Source organism: Haloprofundus marisrubri, assembly GCF_001469955.1.
GTDB classification, from domain to species: domain Archaea; phylum Halobacteriota; class Halobacteria; order Halobacteriales; family Haloferacaceae; genus Haloprofundus; species Haloprofundus marisrubri.
In genome coordinates, this window is the sequence record NZ_LOPU01000018.1 from 491,876 (window position 1) to 505,911 (window position 14,036).

The 14,036-nt window shown below is 65.1% G+C and carries 19 protein-coding genes; 8 read left to right on the forward strand and 11 right to left on the reverse strand.

The window, feature by feature from the left end; all coding sequences use genetic code 11:
- Positions 1-89 precede the first annotated feature (89 nt).
- Both AUR64_RS08230 and AUR64_RS08235 read left to right on the forward strand, forming a co-directional pair.
- On the forward strand, positions 90-1,133 hold the full coding sequence (locus tag AUR64_RS08230) for an ABC transporter ATP-binding protein (protein WP_082230661.1): 1,044 nt from the start codon (positions 90-92) through the stop codon (positions 1,131-1,133).
- The gene (locus AUR64_RS08235) at positions 1,130-1,900 is read left to right on the forward strand and encodes an ABC transporter permease (RefSeq protein WP_058581442.1); all 771 of its coding nucleotides are present in this window, start codon (positions 1,130-1,132) and stop codon (positions 1,898-1,900) included. Before AUR64_RS08230 ends, AUR64_RS08235 begins: the two co-directional genes overlap by 4 nt.
- Here the strand turns inward: AUR64_RS08235 and AUR64_RS08240 are convergent.
- The 4 genes from AUR64_RS08240 to cysS all read right to left on the reverse strand — a co-directional run bounded on the left by AUR64_RS08240 (position 1,897) and on the right by cysS (position 5,169).
- The gene (locus tag AUR64_RS08240) at positions 1,897-2,253 is read right to left on the reverse strand and encodes a hypothetical protein (protein WP_058581443.1); all 357 of its coding nucleotides are present in this window, start codon (positions 2,251-2,253) and stop codon (positions 1,897-1,899) included. The genes AUR64_RS08235 and AUR64_RS08240 overlap by 4 nt on opposite strands.
- Before the next feature lie 63 nt (positions 2,254-2,316).
- Positions 2,317-2,454: a hypothetical protein gene (locus AUR64_RS20450; protein WP_205628387.1), complete on the reverse strand. Its 138-nt coding sequence runs from the start codon at positions 2,452-2,454 to the stop codon at positions 2,317-2,319.
- Between the two features lie 50 nt (positions 2,455-2,504).
- The gene (locus AUR64_RS08245) at positions 2,505-3,542 is read right to left on the reverse strand and encodes a S1C family serine protease (RefSeq protein WP_058581444.1); all 1,038 of its coding nucleotides are present in this window, start codon (positions 3,540-3,542) and stop codon (positions 2,505-2,507) included.
- Positions 3,543-3,684: 142 nt separating this feature from the next.
- Positions 3,685-5,169 (reverse strand): cysteine--tRNA ligase, encoded by a 1,485-nt coding sequence (gene cysS / locus AUR64_RS08250; protein WP_058581445.1) that lies wholly within the window; start codon positions 5,167-5,169, stop codon positions 3,685-3,687.
- A 208-nt stretch (positions 5,170-5,377) separates the two neighbouring features.
- Here cysS and AUR64_RS08255 point away from each other — a divergent pair, with 208 nt between their 5' ends.
- Both AUR64_RS08255 and AUR64_RS08260 read left to right on the forward strand, forming a co-directional pair.
- On the forward strand, positions 5,378-5,587 hold the full coding sequence (locus tag AUR64_RS08255; RefSeq protein ID WP_058581446.1) for a hypothetical protein: 210 nt from the start codon (positions 5,378-5,380) through the stop codon (positions 5,585-5,587).
- Positions 5,588-5,734: 147 nt separating this feature from the next.
- Positions 5,735-6,301 carry a hypothetical protein gene (locus tag AUR64_RS08260; RefSeq protein WP_058581447.1) on the forward strand — a complete coding sequence of 189 codons (567 nt, stop codon included), beginning with the start codon at positions 5,735-5,737 and terminating at the stop codon, positions 6,299-6,301.
- A gap of 85 nt (positions 6,302-6,386) precedes the next feature.
- Here AUR64_RS08260 and gvpO read toward each other — a convergent pair whose 3' ends face one another.
- Together gvpO and AUR64_RS08270 are read right to left on the reverse strand one after the other, a co-directional pair.
- Entirely contained in the window at positions 6,387-6,704 is a 318-nt protein-coding gene (gene gvpO, locus AUR64_RS08265) for a gas vesicle protein GvpO (RefSeq protein WP_162265531.1), read from the reverse strand.
- A 97-nt stretch (positions 6,705-6,801) separates the two neighbouring features.
- Positions 6,802-7,311, reverse strand: coding sequence for a DUF7523 family protein (locus AUR64_RS08270; RefSeq protein ID WP_058581449.1), 510 nt, complete (start codon positions 7,309-7,311; stop codon positions 6,802-6,804).
- 137 nt (positions 7,312-7,448) lie between these two features.
- Here AUR64_RS08270 and AUR64_RS08275 point away from each other — a divergent pair, with 137 nt between their 5' ends.
- From AUR64_RS08275 to AUR64_RS08285, 3 genes are all read left to right on the forward strand, one after another.
- Positions 7,449-7,688 (forward strand): hypothetical protein, encoded by a 240-nt coding sequence (locus AUR64_RS08275; RefSeq protein WP_058581450.1) that lies wholly within the window; start codon positions 7,449-7,451, stop codon positions 7,686-7,688.
- A 226-nt stretch (positions 7,689-7,914) separates the two neighbouring features.
- Positions 7,915-8,790, forward strand: a complete 876-nt coding sequence (locus tag AUR64_RS08280) for a CbiX/SirB N-terminal domain-containing protein (RefSeq protein ID WP_058581451.1) — start codon at positions 7,915-7,917, stop codon at positions 8,788-8,790.
- Positions 8,790-9,923 (forward strand): DR2241 family protein, encoded by a 1,134-nt coding sequence (locus AUR64_RS08285; protein ID WP_058581452.1) that lies wholly within the window; start codon positions 8,790-8,792, stop codon positions 9,921-9,923. Before AUR64_RS08280 ends, AUR64_RS08285 begins: the two co-directional genes overlap by 1 nt.
- 79 nt (positions 9,924-10,002) lie before the next feature.
- Here AUR64_RS08285 and AUR64_RS08290 read toward each other — a convergent pair whose 3' ends face one another.
- From AUR64_RS08290 to AUR64_RS08305, 5 genes are all read right to left on the reverse strand, one after another.
- A complete protein-coding gene (locus tag AUR64_RS08290) occupies positions 10,003-10,587 on the reverse strand; it encodes a DUF7524 family protein (RefSeq protein ID WP_058581453.1) in 585 nt (194 codons plus the stop codon).
- A gap of 42 nt (positions 10,588-10,629) precedes the next feature.
- Positions 10,630-10,815: a methytransferase partner Trm112 gene (locus AUR64_RS08295; protein ID WP_058581454.1), complete on the reverse strand. Its 186-nt coding sequence runs from the start codon at positions 10,813-10,815 to the stop codon at positions 10,630-10,632.
- A gap of 116 nt (positions 10,816-10,931) precedes the next feature.
- A complete protein-coding gene (locus AUR64_RS08300) occupies positions 10,932-11,771 on the reverse strand; it encodes a phosphatase PAP2 family protein (protein ID WP_058581455.1) in 840 nt (279 codons plus the stop codon).
- A 173-nt stretch (positions 11,772-11,944) separates the two neighbouring features.
- Positions 11,945-12,106 (reverse strand): hypothetical protein, encoded by a 162-nt coding sequence (locus AUR64_RS20455; RefSeq protein ID WP_155120552.1) that lies wholly within the window; start codon positions 12,104-12,106, stop codon positions 11,945-11,947.
- Between the two features lie 51 nt (positions 12,107-12,157).
- A complete protein-coding gene (locus tag AUR64_RS08305) occupies positions 12,158-13,492 on the reverse strand; it encodes an adenylosuccinate synthase (RefSeq protein WP_058581456.1) in 1,335 nt (444 codons plus the stop codon).
- Between the two features lie 236 nt (positions 13,493-13,728).
- Between AUR64_RS08305 and AUR64_RS08310 the strand changes: the two genes are divergently transcribed.
- Entirely contained in the window at positions 13,729-14,034 is a 306-nt protein-coding gene (locus AUR64_RS08310) for a hypothetical protein (RefSeq protein WP_058581457.1), read from the forward strand.
- Positions 14,035-14,036: the final 2 nt, after the last annotated feature.

Here is a 14,036-nt window from a genome sequence, read left to right on the forward strand (position 1 = left end):
ACTCGTCTTCGCTCTCTCGCGTTCGACGCTCGAACCACCTCGCGCGCTCGAAGGGGAATCCTTACGGCCGGAACGCGCCGAGTTCGACCATGGACGAGGTACTGGTCGCCGACGACGTGCGAAAGGAGTACGACGACACCGTCGCCGTCGACGGCGTCTCGCTATCAGTCGGCACAGGGGAGGTGTTCGGCCTCATCGGCCCGAACGGCGCGGGGAAGACGACGCTCGTTCGCGCGCTCACCGGGACGACCCGTGCCGAGGGCACGATTCGCGTGTTCGGCGGCGACCCCGAGGACGCCGACGAGCAACGGGTGAGTCTGCTCCCGCAGTCGTTCTCGCCGCCGGCACGACTCACCGCCCGCGAACTGGTCGCCTACTACGGCGGCCTCTACGACGACTCGCGCGACCCCGACGCCGTGCTGGCCGACGTCGGACTGAGCGACGCCGCGGACACGTGGTACGAGAACCTCTCGGGCGGACAGCAGCGCCGCGTCTGCGTCGGCGTCTCGCTGGTCAACGACCCCGACGTGCTCTTCTTGGACGAACCGACGACCGGCATCGACCCCGCGGGTCGCCGGTCGCTGTGGTCGCTCATCGAAGGCCTCGCAGCGGGCGGGACCACCGTGTTTCTGACGAGTCACTCGATGGCCGAGGTCGAACGACTCTCGGACCGCGTCGGCCTGCTCGCCGACGGTAAACTCGTCGCCGTCGGGACGCCCGACTCGCTCGTCGCCGAATACGGCGGCGAGAGTCGACTCGTCGTCCGACCCGAGCGGTCGCCCGAGTCGGCCGCCGAGGCGCTTTCCGACGCGAGCCGTGGATTCGACCTCATCGTCGACGGCGACGAACTACTGTTCCGAAACGTCGCGCCCACCGACATCGGTCCCGCCGTCGACGCACTCGAATCTGCGGGTATCGAGTACGATGCGCTGACGTGGAAGCAACCGGACCTCGAAGACGTCTACCTCCACCTCACCGGTGACGAGTTCGGCGTGTCCGAGCGGCCGACGACGACTGCCGTGGCTGACGCCGCAGACGGTGCGAACGACGCGGATGACACCGATACCGACACCGACACCGACACCGACACGCTCGGCGCAGGTGCGCCGGCCGGCTCCGGAGGTGACCGATGACGGCCACTGGCCGAGTGAGCGCGGAGTTCGGCGCGGCGTGGAACTCCTTTCTGCGCCGCCGGACGGCCGTGTTCTTCACGTTCTTCTTCCCGGTCATCCTCGTGCTCATCTTCGGCGCGCTGGTGCAGACCCAACCGACCGGCGGCGGCCTGTTCGCCGAACCGCAGGCGTACTACATCCCGGGCTATCTCGCCACCGTCGTGCTGTTTACGCCACTGTCGCGCGTCGGCAGCGAAATCGCCCGCCACCGCGAGGGCAACCGTTTCGAGAAACTGGCGACGACGCCGCTGTCGCGCACGGAGTGGATGCTCGCGCAGACGCTCGTCAACGTCGTCGTCATCGGTCTCGCGGCGCTGCTCATCCTCGCGCTGATGGTGCTCGTGACGGGCGCGGAGATTCCGCTCTCGCCGGGTATTCTGCTCTTGATTCCGTTCGTCGTCCTCGGCGTCACGGTCTTCTGTGGCCTCGGCTCGGTGCTCGGCAGCATCGCCGACTCCCAAGACGGCGTCATCGCCGCGAGCAACACGGTGGCGCTCCCGCTTCTGTTCCTCTCGGAGACGTTCGTCACGCCCGAACTCCTGCCCGACTGGTTCGGCCCCATCGTCAATCTCTCGCCGCTGACGTACTTCTCGCGTGGCGTGCGAGCGCTCACGTACGAGGGCGCTGGCCTGACTGACCCGACGGTGCTTACGAACCTCGGTGTCGTCGCTGCGCTCGCCGTCGTGTTCTTCGTCGCCGGCGCGTACGCCATCCCACGGACGGACTAACGGAGTGCGAGCGACGCGAGAAGGCGGAGCAGTGGTTTTACGAACTTGCTGAGAAGGCCGAACAGGACGACGAGTGCGACCACCGGAAGCGCCGTCGTCCAGAACGACCCCGAGAACAGCACGTTGACGCCCGCTCCCAGACCACCGGACGCGACGAGACAGAACGCAGAGACGCCGACGAGCCAGAGAAGTCCGCCAAGACTGTCGATTCGTTTTCCACTGCTCCTGCCGCTGTCGTCGCCGGAGTCACCGCCGAGCGCCTGCTCGGACCAGAAGCCCACGACGAACGCGAGCGCTGCAATCAGTACTGAACCTGCGCGTTTCGCGGCGTTCCGAATCTCGTTGTCGGACATACCGAGGCGTGGCCCCGCCTTCGGTCATAAAGCTTAGCGTCAGAACAGCCACTGCGACGAGAATCAGACGCCGATTCGACTGACTCCCAAAATCGCGCCGCAGTCCGAACACTCCCAGACGGAGCCATCGGTGAACCGGAGGTCGGTGTCGCTCTCGACGAGTTCTCGCTGTTCGGATTCGCAGTGAGGACAGTGTCCCATGGCCATCGATTCGCTCCCAAACGAATGGAATTTTTGGCCGACTGAACCGCTCAGTCGATGGGGATGCGCTCGCCGCGGCCGCCGCGTCGTCGCGGGCGTCTGCCGCCCGGCGTCGGTCGCTCGCCGAGGACAACCTCCAGCGTCATCTCCTCGCCCTCGCGGAGCACGTCGATTTCGACGGGTTCGCTCGGCCGTGTCTCGGTGATGAGGTAGTGCATCAGCTGCTCGTGGGAGTTGACCGCGTGGCCGTTGATACCCACGATGACGTCACCACCGACTGGAACTTCGCGCCCGCGGACGGTCCGCGAGTAGCGCGACCCATGGAGCGCGTCGCCGGCGGCCGGTCCGGCAGCCACGTCGACGACGAGCACGCCCCGCGGTTCGTCGAGGCGGTTCGCCTGCGCGACGGTCGGCGTCACGTCGAGCGTCCGCGTCCGCAGGTACGAGTGCCGATACGACCCGTCTTCGATGAGTCCCGGGGCGACCTGCGAGACGATGGCCGGCGAGACGGCGAATCCGATGTTGTCGCCCTGTTTCGCTCGGTTGACGCCGACGACTTCGTACGACGTTTCGGACGACGGTTCTCCATTTTTGCGACCGTTCAGCGCCACGAGCGGCCCGCCGCTGTTTCCGGGGTTGATTGGTGCGTCCGTCTGGACCACGTCGGGGATGGCGAACCCGCCGGAGGTCGGCATCGACCGACTCGACCCCGAGACGATGCCGACGCTGATGGAGCCGTCGAGGCCCATCGGGTTGCCGAGCGCCGCGACGGGGCGGCCGGGTTTGGGGTTCTCCGTCGCAACCGGGAGCGGTACTGCGTTCTCCGGGAGGTCGTCGACGCGGACGACGGCGAGGTCGGTGTAGGCGTCGACGCCAACGACGTCGCCCTCGCGCCACTGCCCGTCGCTGAACCGGAGTTCGACGCCGTCGCCGCCGCGGACGACGTGTTCGTTCGTCACGACGTGGCTGTCGTCGTAGACGAACCCCGACCCGGCACCGCCCGCTGGCCCGCGGCCGGCGACGTACACCGAGACGACGGAAGGAATGACCTCCTCGTACAACTGTTCGTAGTCGATGTCTGACTTCATGGGGTGGTGCGCCGACGCCGACCAACGACGACAGCGCTTACCGGAGGTTAGGCGCTCCAGTCGATATTAGCATGTCGGATGTTGTCATGTCACAATGACGAAGCAGGTGCCGGTTCGCAGGGCGGAGCCTCGGTTCGGAGACTCAGTACCGGAACGTCGGGCCGTCGTCGCCGTCTTGGACCTCGACGCCCATCGCTTCGAGGCGGTCTCTGAGGTCGTCGGCGCGTTCGTAGTTCCCGGCTTCGCGCTCGGATTCGCGCAGTTCCAGCACGAGTTCGACCACGTCGTCGGCGAGGCTCACGTCGCCACCCGCTTCCTCGCCGAAGGAGAGTCCGAACACGCTGCCGCCGAGGTCCTCGAACGTCTCGACCGCCTCGCGCAGTCCTCGGTAGTCGTACTCGTCGTGGGCGTCGACGTGGCGGTTGACGCCCGCGGCGAGTTCGAGCAGGGCAGCCATCGCTTCGCGGACGTTGAAGTCGTCGTTCATCGCCCGCGTGAACTCTTTGCGGGTCTCGGCGACGGTGGCTCGCAGTTCCTCGTCTTCGACTTTCGTTCGCGCCTCGGTCGAATCGAGGCGGTCGCTGGCGGTCTCGTAGGCGCGTTCGAGGCGTTCCCAACGTTCCTCGGCTTCGGCCATCGCCTCCTCGCTGAACGTCTGTTTCGACCCGTAGCCAGTCGAGAGATAGAACGTCCGGACGACGTCGACGCCGAACTCCTCTAAGGCACCTGAAACGGTGAAGAAGTTGCCCAGACTCGAACTCATCTTCTCGCCTTTGGTCTCCAAAAGACCAGTATGGAGCCAGTAGCGCGCGAACTGCTGTCCAGTTGCCGCCTCGCTCTGGGCGATTTCGTTCTCGTGGTGCGGGAACACGAGGTCGTGGCCGCCGACGTGGATATCGAGGGTTTCGCCGAGATGCGTTATCGACATCGCCGAGCACTCGATGTGCCAGCCCGGTCTGCCGTCGCCCCACGGCGAGTCCCACGTCTCGCCGTGGTCGGCGTCGTCGTCGACGGGTCGGTCGTCCTTTCGGTGTTCGGCGAGGGCGGCGTCGCTGACGCCGTCGGCTTTCCAGAGTGCGAAGTCCGCGGGGTGGCGTTTCTCGCTTCGCTCGTCGGCTTCGCCCTGCGCCTCCATCTCATCGATGTTCTGGTTCGAGAGCTTCCCGTAGTCGGGGAACTCGGTGACGTCGAAGTACACTGAGCCGTTCGACTCGTAGGCGTAGCCCTTCTCCACGAGCGTTTCGATGAGGTCGATGATTTCGGGGACGTGTTCGGAAACTCGCGGGTACACCTCCGCGCGCAGGAGGTTGAGGCCGCGCATATCCTCGATAACTGAACTCATGAACTGTTCGGCGACTTCCTCCTCCGTATCGCCGAGGCCTTCCTCACCCGCGCGGGCGGCGATTTTCTCGTTCACGTCGGTGAAGTTCTCGACGTGGCGGACGCCGTAGCCCTCGTGGGCCAACCAGCGGTGCATCACGTCCGAGTGGGTCCACACGCGGGCGTGGCCGAGGTGGGCGTCGTCCGAGACCGTCAGCCCGCAGACGTACAACAGCACGTCGTCGGGGTCGCCCGGTTCGAACTCCTCGCGTTCGCCCGTCAGGGTGTTGGTCACGGACAGCGTCATTGCCCGAGGGTTGTTTGGGATGGGATTTAGGCCTTTCAGAACTGTGCGAGCGGGTGGCGGACTGGTCGCGGCCCGCAACCTGTGTGTTCTCGTGTGTACGTCTTCGAGTCGACTGCAGACGTCGGCCACATCTGTGTCCGGAAACCCGTGCTATCGGTACTCTCGTGTCACGGAATCGTTACTATCTGAGAGCACGATATAGGCCGTCATGGATTCTCGATTCAGATTCTTCACCACCGGTCTCGTCGCGGCGCTCGCGGCGTACATCTTTACTGTCGTCGCCTTCACCGGCCTGCTCGACTTGGTTGCAACCGCCGTGTTCGCGGTCGTCTTTCTCGTCGTGATGGTCGGCTTCGAACGATTCGTGCTATGGGCGGAAAAACTCGAACGCGACTCGCCGCGCAGCAGTCCTCGCTGAGAACTCCCTCTCGTATTCGTCTGCGTCTCTCACACCGTAGCGGACCCGTCTGTTTGGTTTTCGTCGCACTCGTGGCCGAACCCGTACGGTAGCTGTAACAGTAATTATTGAAAGACTAACAAATACCACACAGCCGAGAGACGGTACATGAGTCTGTCCGCTCGTCTGGTGGCCCTTCGTGACCGGGCGCTTCTGACCGGCGTCGTGGGAGGGACGATTATCTCTATCTCCGGAACTCTCGGCTACATCGTCGTTCCCGCGTGGACCGCCGACCGGGACTTCGTGGTCGCAGCGATGGGTTCGGTCTTCAGCGTCACCTCCCTCCCGGCCAGCTACCATCTTCTCGTCCTCGTTCTACCCGCCGTATTAGCGTCGCTGCTCGGGACGCTGCTGCTCCGCCGATGGGGACTGCGCGGACGCTCGGCCGACCTGAAACTGCTCGGCGGCATCGTCGGAACCCCACTCGTGGTGATTTTCTTTCTGTACGTCGTCGCCGCAGTCGGGTTCGGCGTCGGCTTGTACCTCGGCGACCTGCTGGAGCAACCGCTGCGGTCGCTGAGCGGGATGTTGATTTTCGCGGGGCTGGCGCTCTCGTTCGGGCTTATCGCACTCTCGTTGCTTCTCCCCGTCGTCGTCTCGGGCATCGGCCTCAGTACGGCCGGTGGCTACCTTCTGGCGCGTGGGATTCTGTACGCCGCAGACTCGGTGAGATAGGTTTTGAAGATTCGCACTTTGGATTACACGTCGAGAAATAGTGGACACGCACGTCGCCGCGACGCCCGCATCCGGCGACCCCCTCTCAGTGAACAAACGAAATCCGGTCCCCACGACGGTAGCGCTGGAGTCGCTCGAACGCCACCGCGTTCCCCCGGTCGTCGAAGTCGATTCTGTACACACCCAAGATATCCTGCGTATCCGGCACTGACCGTCGCTCTACTACGTCGACGAGCGTGCGCCACCGTTGTGCGTCCTCGTCGTACTCGACCGTGTGGACGCTGTCGAGCGGCCGTTGGGTGATTGCTTCGGTTCGACTGGCCGCCCGCTCTCGGATGTTGTCGAGGTCGAACTGTCCTCGCTGTTCCGTCGTGCTGTCGGTACTTTCACTCGTCGTGCTCATGTTCCCATCCGTCCCCATGGGAGTGTCTGACTATGTTTCAATAATCGTTGTGCCGCTTGCCGGTCCGTGCGCAGTACACAGAATCGCGAGCGGTCGTCTACAGGCCGCTCGTGACCGAAACCGCCTCCAACGCAGCCTCGACGACCTGAAGCGCGGCCACGCCGTCTCGACGCTCGACGACCACGAGTAACGAACCGTCCATCGTCGCCGCCGCGTCGACCGAAATCTCTGCCGCCCGCAACCGACCTAACACAGCCGTCAGCGCGTCGGCGTCGACTTCGCCGGTCGCCAGAATCGCCGTCTGTGACCCCACGTCGGGAACCACTGTCTGTCCACCGAGCGTCAACAGCGCCCCCTCGTCCGACTCAGCAGCGTCGTCGACGACGCCGACCCCACTGTTCATCGTCACGCAAACCTCTCTGGATTCGACTTCCAGCGACGGCAACTCCTCGGCGTATCGCCGGAGCGCGGTAGCAATCGCATCTGTCTCGCCGTCGATATCGAGATGTGACGCGGCAGCGGTGTAGTTGACGACACCTGCGCGGAGCGCAGTGAGCAGAAACGGACGCTCGCGGGCGGCTGCGCGGGCGTCTGCGGCCAGTGACATGGCCGCGACTCACAGGGAGCGAACAAAAATCCGCGGGGAAGTTCGAGGCGCTGACTGAACGAGATTTCAGTAACTTCGCGTACAGAAATATCATTCAGATTACCCTTATGCCGCCAGCAGCCCACAGTCTAACTGTGATGAACACACCGACCGAACCGCTTCCGACGACGACAGAATCGGTGGTACAGACCTTCGTCTTCCTCCTCGTGGCGTTCGCTGCGATGGTCGTCGCCTCGTATCCGACGGCGACGCTGACGGCACTGGCGAGCGTCGGCGTGCTGACGCTGGCGACGATTGGCGCGCTCGCCGCGCGTCGCTCGCTGGGTCACCGCAGTCACATCTGCATCCCCCACACCGGCGTCTGCATCGACGCCTGAATCTCGCCGACCGGTCTGGTCGCTCGGACTGACTCGACCCCTCACTGACCCCTCCGCGCCGTCTCCCCGCTGACCCCTCCGCATCGTTTCCCCGCTGTTGGCTCTCCGGATCACCGGCTATCGGCCCTCCGGACGACGAGAGAACCGCACGGAAACCGCCCGCACGGAATCGGTTTCGCCTGCCGGACCCGAAGTCCCTAAGAGCGTCGCGCCCCCAGCCTCAGACATGCAAGCGCTGGTCATCGTGGCCCACGGGTCCCACCTCAACCCGGATTCGAGCGCCCCGACCTACGACCACGCGGACACCATCCGCGACGTCGGCGCGTTCGACGAGGTGAAGACCGGATTCTGGAAGGAAGAACCCTCGCTCAGAGAGGTACTCAGAACCGTCGAATCCGACGAGGTGTTCGTCGTCCCCATGTTCATCAGTGAGGGCTACTTCACCGAGCAGGTTATCCCCCGCGAACTTCGCCTCGACGGCTGGGACGTCTCCGAGTGGGACTCCGACGGCTTGAACGCGAGTCACGCGACGCTCACCGCGAGCGACACCGACCAGTGGGTCCACTACTGCGGCCCCGTCGGCACCCACGAGTCGATGACCGACGTACTCGTCCGCCGCGCGGAGTCGGTGACCGGCGACCCGGATGTCGGAGACGGATTCGGCCTCGCCGTCGTCGGCCACGGCACCGAACGCAACGAAAACAGCGCCAAAGCCATCGAGTACCACGCCGAGCGCATCCGCGAGATGGACCGCTTCGACGAGGTGCAGGCGCTGTACATGGACGAGGAACCCGAAGTCGACGACGTGACCGACTACTTCGAGAGCGAGGACGTGGTCGTCGTTCCGCTGTTCATCGCCGACGGGTTCCACACCCAAGAGGACATCCCCGAGGACATGGGGCTGACCGACGACTACCGGACGGGCTACGACGTTCCCGCCGAAGTCGACGGCCACCGCATCTGGTACGCCGGCGCAGTCGGCACCGAGGCGCTGATGGCCGACGTAGTGCTCGAACGCGCCGCCGAAGCAGGTGCGGACGTCGGTGACGCCGTCGAACGCGTCCGGCGTCGAACGCGGGGGACGCCCGCGGCGGGTGACTGATGCACGCCGGGCAACTCGACGCACTCCTCGACGCCGTCGACGCGAGCGACGGCGTCGCGTTCGACGGGCTACACGCAGGCCGTGCCGACGACGGCTTCTACTTCGAGACGCCGCACACCGAGCGAACCGGCCTCTCTGAAGCCGAGTTCCGCGACGTAGCCGAGTCGAACCCGTGGTTCGTCTCCAACTGGTTTTACTGGACACGCGAAGTCGGCCTCGGCGACCGAGGAGAGTCAGAGACAAACGCAGAATCCGACACCGCGCGGCGTGACGGCGGCAACGCCCGCCGCGCGTTCCTTCGCTGGGCGGAGAACGCCGACGACCACGGCGTTCCCGAACGCTACGAGGCGCTCGCCGACGGCGTCACCCGCGAGTGGGGCCAACTCTGCGTCACCGCCACGGTCGCCGACCACGGCGAGCGTCGCTACCATCTCCGTCACGTCGCCGACGCCGACGCGGACCTCTCGTCGCTCGACGTGTACGCCGACCCGCTGGAGGCCCGCAGCATCGTCACCTACGACGAGCGAGGTCGCTACCGGCCGCTGAAGACCGCACCGACGCTCCCCGACGGGTGGGCGTTCACCGACCTCGACGGCCGTGCGCTCGTCGAGACGGTCGACACGGTGTATCCGGCGACGATTCCGAACTGGTACCGAGAACAGGAGGGCCGCCTCGACGTGACCCACTGGCACGAGACGGCCGACCGGCAGACGGGAATCTACGACATCATCGACGAACTCGACGAGGAAGCCGTCGAGTGGATTGCCGAGTCCTGCTGCGTCGACTCGCAGTGTCTCAAGCGCCGGATGTGGGACGCCGACGAGGAGACCGAACTCGACGCCGACCGCGGCGACGGCGTGTTCCCCTGTCGGGAGCCGTGTTCGCTCGTCGTCGCCGCCGCTCGCAAGTGGACGACGCTCGAACGCGAAGAGTCGCAGACGTACGAGTTCGAACTGACGCCGAGCGAGAAAGAGCAGGTCGAGGAGATAATCGACACTGTCGCGGAGGGCCGAACCGAGGAGATTCGGGAGGCCGACGTCTACGAAGGTGCGAACCGATATCGGGCGCGGTTCCTCCGCGCCAAACGCTTCGACGACCACGGCAATCTGTCCGGGACGCCGACCGACGAGTGAGAGTTTTCGGACTTACGGACTTTTACTCCAGCTTTTCTGGGGAGCGTAGCGACCGAGCAGAAGGTGGTGAGAAACCGACTCAGCGGAGTTCGCTCGCCGCAAAGCTCAGCGCCACGCCGAGAACGATACCGACGGCAACGAAGACGACAGGACTGTTGAGAGCCAATCCGACACCGAGTACGACGGTGAGCGCGACGACGCCCACACCGACGAGCGGGACGACGCCCACGTCGCCGACGCTGTCGCGGACGTCGTCGAGTGGACCCGGATTCGAGGCCGAGGCAGTCTCTGTCGCCGATGGTCGGCCGAGACGTTCGTCGACGTCGACCCCGGGGTCGTCTTCGGGCGGGTCGACGGTGACGCTGACCGTCGTCTTCTTCGCGCCGTAGCCCGTCGAAATCTCGATGGTGTCGGTCACGCTTCTGTCGAGCGACTCGTCGACGGCGATTCGAATCGGGAGGGTCGCCCCGCGTTCGACGTAGTGGTTGCCGCTGTCGAGGCGCGCGACGCGCGAGAGCGCCTCGCCGAGGCGAACGTGGACGTGGACGGATTCGCCGCGGTTGAGGAGGTCGAGGACGAACGACCCCGCAGTCGTGAACTCGCTCGGCGCGTCCACGGCGTGGAGTCGCTCACCGTTGATTTCGACGGGGAGCGTCTGTGGCATGTTCTGACACTCAGTACGTGGCGGCAAAAAGCTACACTCCGGTCAGTCGTCGCGCATGTCCGGCGGCAGGAGGTTCGGAATGCCGTCCTCGATGGGGTACACCTCGCCCGTCTCCGTGCCGATGAGACGGCCTTCGAGAATCTCGTCGTCGTCTCTCTCGTCGACTTCCAGTTCGAGGTCGCTCTTGTCGAGCGGGTCACAGAGAATGTCCATGAGGGATTCCTTCATCGTCCGAACGGTGGGATGCGTCGGATAAAAAGCGTGCGGGTTACCCGCTCACCCGCGCTCTCCCGTGCGAACGTCGGACCAGTACGTCACCGACCCAAGTGCGACCGACCCGAGCGTCACCGCGAGGCGACGCCCATCCGTCCGCCCAGCTCCGTCAGGAGGACCGGGAACCCGACGATGAAGCCCACGAGCAACACGCTGAGCGCAAACACCAGCGGGAACAGCGTCCCGACGGCCTCGGTGGCGACGCGGATGCCGACGACCGCTGGGAGGCCGACGAGTACGAGCGTCGCCGCCTCGACTCGGGAGGCCGGACGCGCGGGCGGTTCGAGTACGTACCACGTCAGCGCGCCACCGACACTCGCGCCGAAGACGGTGACGGCGTTGACCGTCGGTCCCGCGAGCGCGTAACCGACGGCTCCGAGTCCGGCGGCGAGCGCGAACGCTCGGAGCGGTTCTCGCTTCGTCACCCGAAGCCCGACCCAGAGGAACGCTGCTGCCAGCGCCGTGCCGACGAGTACGTCACCCACGTAGTGGACGCCGATGACGACCCGCGAGAGCGAGACGACGGCGACGAGTGCGGCGGCAGTCGCATAGCGAACCGCACGGCGCCCCACGTCGACGAGCGCCGCGAGACCGCCGTACAGCACCGTCGCAATAACGGCGTGACCGCTCGGGAACCCGTAGCCGGTTTCGACGACGAGCGCCGTCTCTATCGGTGGTCGTGGGAGCGCAAACGCGCCTTTCAGGCCGAGAACGAGTGCGGCCGCCCCGAGAACGAGCGCCGTCAACGTCGCCGCCCGGTCGCGGTCGGTCAGCCAGTAGAACAGACAGAGAAACGCGAGCGAGAAGGCGACGCCGCCGAGTTCGGTCACCGGGACGAACCAGCCCGCGAACTCCGGCGGAATCGACGCCCGAATCGTCTCCGAGAACGGGACGAGTCGAAACGCGTTCATCGACGCCTCCCGAGCGGTCCCGGGGCGCTACGCCTCGTCGGAGACGCGGCCCGGTCGCTCGCAGTCGGTGAAACGCACATAGCGGCCGAACTCGGAGGAACAGTAAGAGCGTGTCGGTCCGGTAAGGTGTCGCCGGGCCGTATCGGATATCGTCGTCTCGACGACTCCGGAACTCAGTTCACGTCGTAGAACTGGTACAGAACGGCGAAGCCGCCGGCGACTACGCCGACCCACACCAGCCAAAACGCCTGCAACGCGTCGCCGACGACCGCCAACAGAATCCCGACGAGGAGGAATTTGACCACGGTGAAGTGGTCGTCGATGGATTCGGACACGTCTCGTCGTTTCAGCGCACCGAAAAGAACGTTCCGGGAAGATTCAGCCCCTTACTGCCCTTCGAACGGGTTCGCCAGTTCGACGGACTGCTCGCGGTCCGGGCCGACGCCGACGGCGTAGACGGGCGCGTCGACCTGTTCGCTCAGGTAGTCGAGATAGTCGCGGGCGGCCTCCGGGATGGCCTCGTAGCCCTGCTCGGCGACTTCCGTCCAGTCGACTTCCGGCCACGGTTCGAACTCCTTGAGAACGGGTTCACAGCGCGCCCACTCGTCGGTGGTCGAGGGGATGGTGCGAACCTCCTCGCCGTCGAGTTCGTAGGCGTGGCCGACTTTCAGTTCGTCCAGTCCGGCGAGCACGTCGACGTGGTTGACGGCGATGCCGGTGAAGCCGCTTCTGCGCGACGCGTGGCGGAGCATCGGGATGTCGAGCCAGCCGATACGACGCGGGCGGCCGGTGACGGTGCCGAACTCGCCGCCTTTCTCGCGGATGAACTCCGCGAGTTCCTCTTCCTGTTCGTCGCCGTCGAGTTCGGTCGGTAGCGGTCCTTCGCCGACGCGCGAGAGGTAGGCTTTGACGATGCCGACGACTTCGCCGCGTCCGACGACGGTCGGACCGACACCGGAGCCGACGGCCGCACCGCCTGCGGTCGGGTTCGAGGAGGTGACGTACGGGTAGTTGCCGTGGTCGATGTCGATGAGCGTGCCCTGTGCGCCCTCGAACATCACGTTGTCACCGGCCTCGCGTCGGTGATAGAGGAAGTCGCCGGAGTCGACGAGCATCCCTTCCTCGGCGAGGCGACGGCCGTACTCGCTGTACTGGTCGTGGAGCGCGTCGACGTCGAGTTCCTCGCCGGCTTCGAGGCCGTAAACGTCCTCGACGATGGCGCGTTTCTGCGGGACGACGTACTCCAGTCGGTCGCGGAGAATCTCGTCGTCGAGCAGGTCACCGATTCGAATCCCGCGGCGACCGGCTTTGTCCTCGTACGTCGGGCCGATGCCGCGGCCCGTCGTGCCGACTTTCACGCCCGAGTCGGCTTTCGCCTCCTCCTCGATGCCGTCGAGACGACGGTGGTACGGGAGGATGACGTGTGCCCGTTTGGCGACGCGAACGTCGGGGTCGAGTCCGCGCTCGCGCAACGCGTCCATCTCGTCGAACAGCGTCTCGGGGTTGACGACGCACCCGTTGCCGAGCACGCCGATTTTGTCGCGGACGGCCCCGCTGGGGACCAACGAGAGTTTGTACTCGGTGCCGTCCTCGACGACGGTGTGTCCGGCGTTGTCGCCGCCCTGATACCGGACGACCACGTCGGCGTCGCCGCCCCAGAGGTCGACGAGTGCGCCTTTGCCTTCGTCGCCCAACTGCGAGCCGACGATTGTGACAGTCATACTCGGCGATTCTGCGCGACTCGCTAAACCGGTTACGGTCCGTCGCCGAAAAATGAACATGAGTGCGCACAGCAGACACGCGGCTCACTAGTAGTTAGACACGAACGTGCATTCCCCGCGCCGCACCCCGAATCCAAACGGTTAACAACAGACGTGTTGTACATTGACAACCCGGACTGTTCTCGCTGGCTGAGACAGCAACTTTTAAAGGGAACAAAGACAAGTTAACAAATGGCATGATAGATAGACTCGAAAAAGAGGTGGACATGCTCGAACGACACCTCCAAGTTCTGAAGATGGTCATCGAGAACGAACCCATCGGCATCGTGAAGATGTCGAACGAGACCGGGTACCCCCACCACAAGGTCCGCTACTCGCTTCGCGTCCTCGAAGAGGAGAACCTCATCGAGCCGTCGAGCCAAGGTGCGATTACGACCGAGCGGACCGTCGAATTCGTCGACGAACTCGACGGCAAACTCGACGAAATCGTGGACAAACTGGATACGATGAAGATAGAAGACGCCGTCGAAGTCGAAGGATAAAA

Bases quoted from the DNA above. Each gene is read 5' to 3' on its own strand.
- AUR64_RS08230 (WP_082230661.1), top strand. From the start codon at position 90: ATGGACGAGGTACTGGTCGCCGACGACGTGCGAAAGGAGTACGACGAC.
- AUR64_RS08280 (WP_058581451.1), top strand. From the start codon at position 7,915: ATGCAAGCGCTGGTCATCGTGGCCCACGGGTCCCACCTCAACCCGGAT.
- AUR64_RS08235 (WP_058581442.1), top strand. From the start codon at position 1,130: ATGACGGCCACTGGCCGAGTGAGCGCGGAGTTCGGCGCGGCGTGGAAC.
- gvpO (WP_162265531.1), bottom strand. From the start codon at position 6,704: ATGAGCACGACGAGTGAAAGTACCGACAGCACGACGGAACAGCGAGGA.
- AUR64_RS08295 (WP_058581454.1), bottom strand. From the start codon at position 10,815: ATGAAGGAATCCCTCATGGACATTCTCTGTGACCCGCTCGACAAGAGC.
- AUR64_RS08310 (WP_058581457.1), top strand. From the start codon at position 13,729: ATGATAGATAGACTCGAAAAAGAGGTGGACATGCTCGAACGACACCTC.
- AUR64_RS08285 (WP_058581452.1), top strand. From the start codon at position 8,790: ATGCACGCCGGGCAACTCGACGCACTCCTCGACGCCGTCGACGCGAGC.
- AUR64_RS08270 (WP_058581449.1), bottom strand. From the start codon at position 7,311: ATGTCACTGGCCGCAGACGCCCGCGCAGCCGCCCGCGAGCGTCCGTTT.
- AUR64_RS20450 (WP_205628387.1), bottom strand. From the start codon at position 2,454: ATGGGACACTGTCCTCACTGCGAATCCGAACAGCGAGAACTCGTCGAG.
- AUR64_RS08300 (WP_058581455.1), bottom strand. From the start codon at position 11,771: ATGAACGCGTTTCGACTCGTCCCGTTCTCGGAGACGATTCGGGCGTCG.
- AUR64_RS08260 (WP_058581447.1), top strand. From the start codon at position 5,735: ATGAGTCTGTCCGCTCGTCTGGTGGCCCTTCGTGACCGGGCGCTTCTG.
- AUR64_RS08240 (WP_058581443.1), bottom strand. From the start codon at position 2,253: ATGTCCGACAACGAGATTCGGAACGCCGCGAAACGCGCAGGTTCAGTA.
- AUR64_RS08245 (WP_058581444.1), bottom strand. From the start codon at position 3,542: ATGAAGTCAGACATCGACTACGAACAGTTGTACGAGGAGGTCATTCCT.
- AUR64_RS08290 (WP_058581453.1), bottom strand. From the start codon at position 10,587: ATGCCACAGACGCTCCCCGTCGAAATCAACGGTGAGCGACTCCACGCC.
- AUR64_RS08275 (WP_058581450.1), top strand. From the start codon at position 7,449: ATGAACACACCGACCGAACCGCTTCCGACGACGACAGAATCGGTGGTA.
- AUR64_RS08255 (WP_058581446.1), top strand. From the start codon at position 5,378: ATGGATTCTCGATTCAGATTCTTCACCACCGGTCTCGTCGCGGCGCTC.
- AUR64_RS08305 (WP_058581456.1), bottom strand. From the start codon at position 13,492: ATGACTGTCACAATCGTCGGCTCGCAGTTGGGCGACGAAGGCAAAGGC.
- cysS (WP_058581445.1), bottom strand. From the start codon at position 5,169: ATGACGCTGTCCGTGACCAACACCCTGACGGGCGAACGCGAGGAGTTC.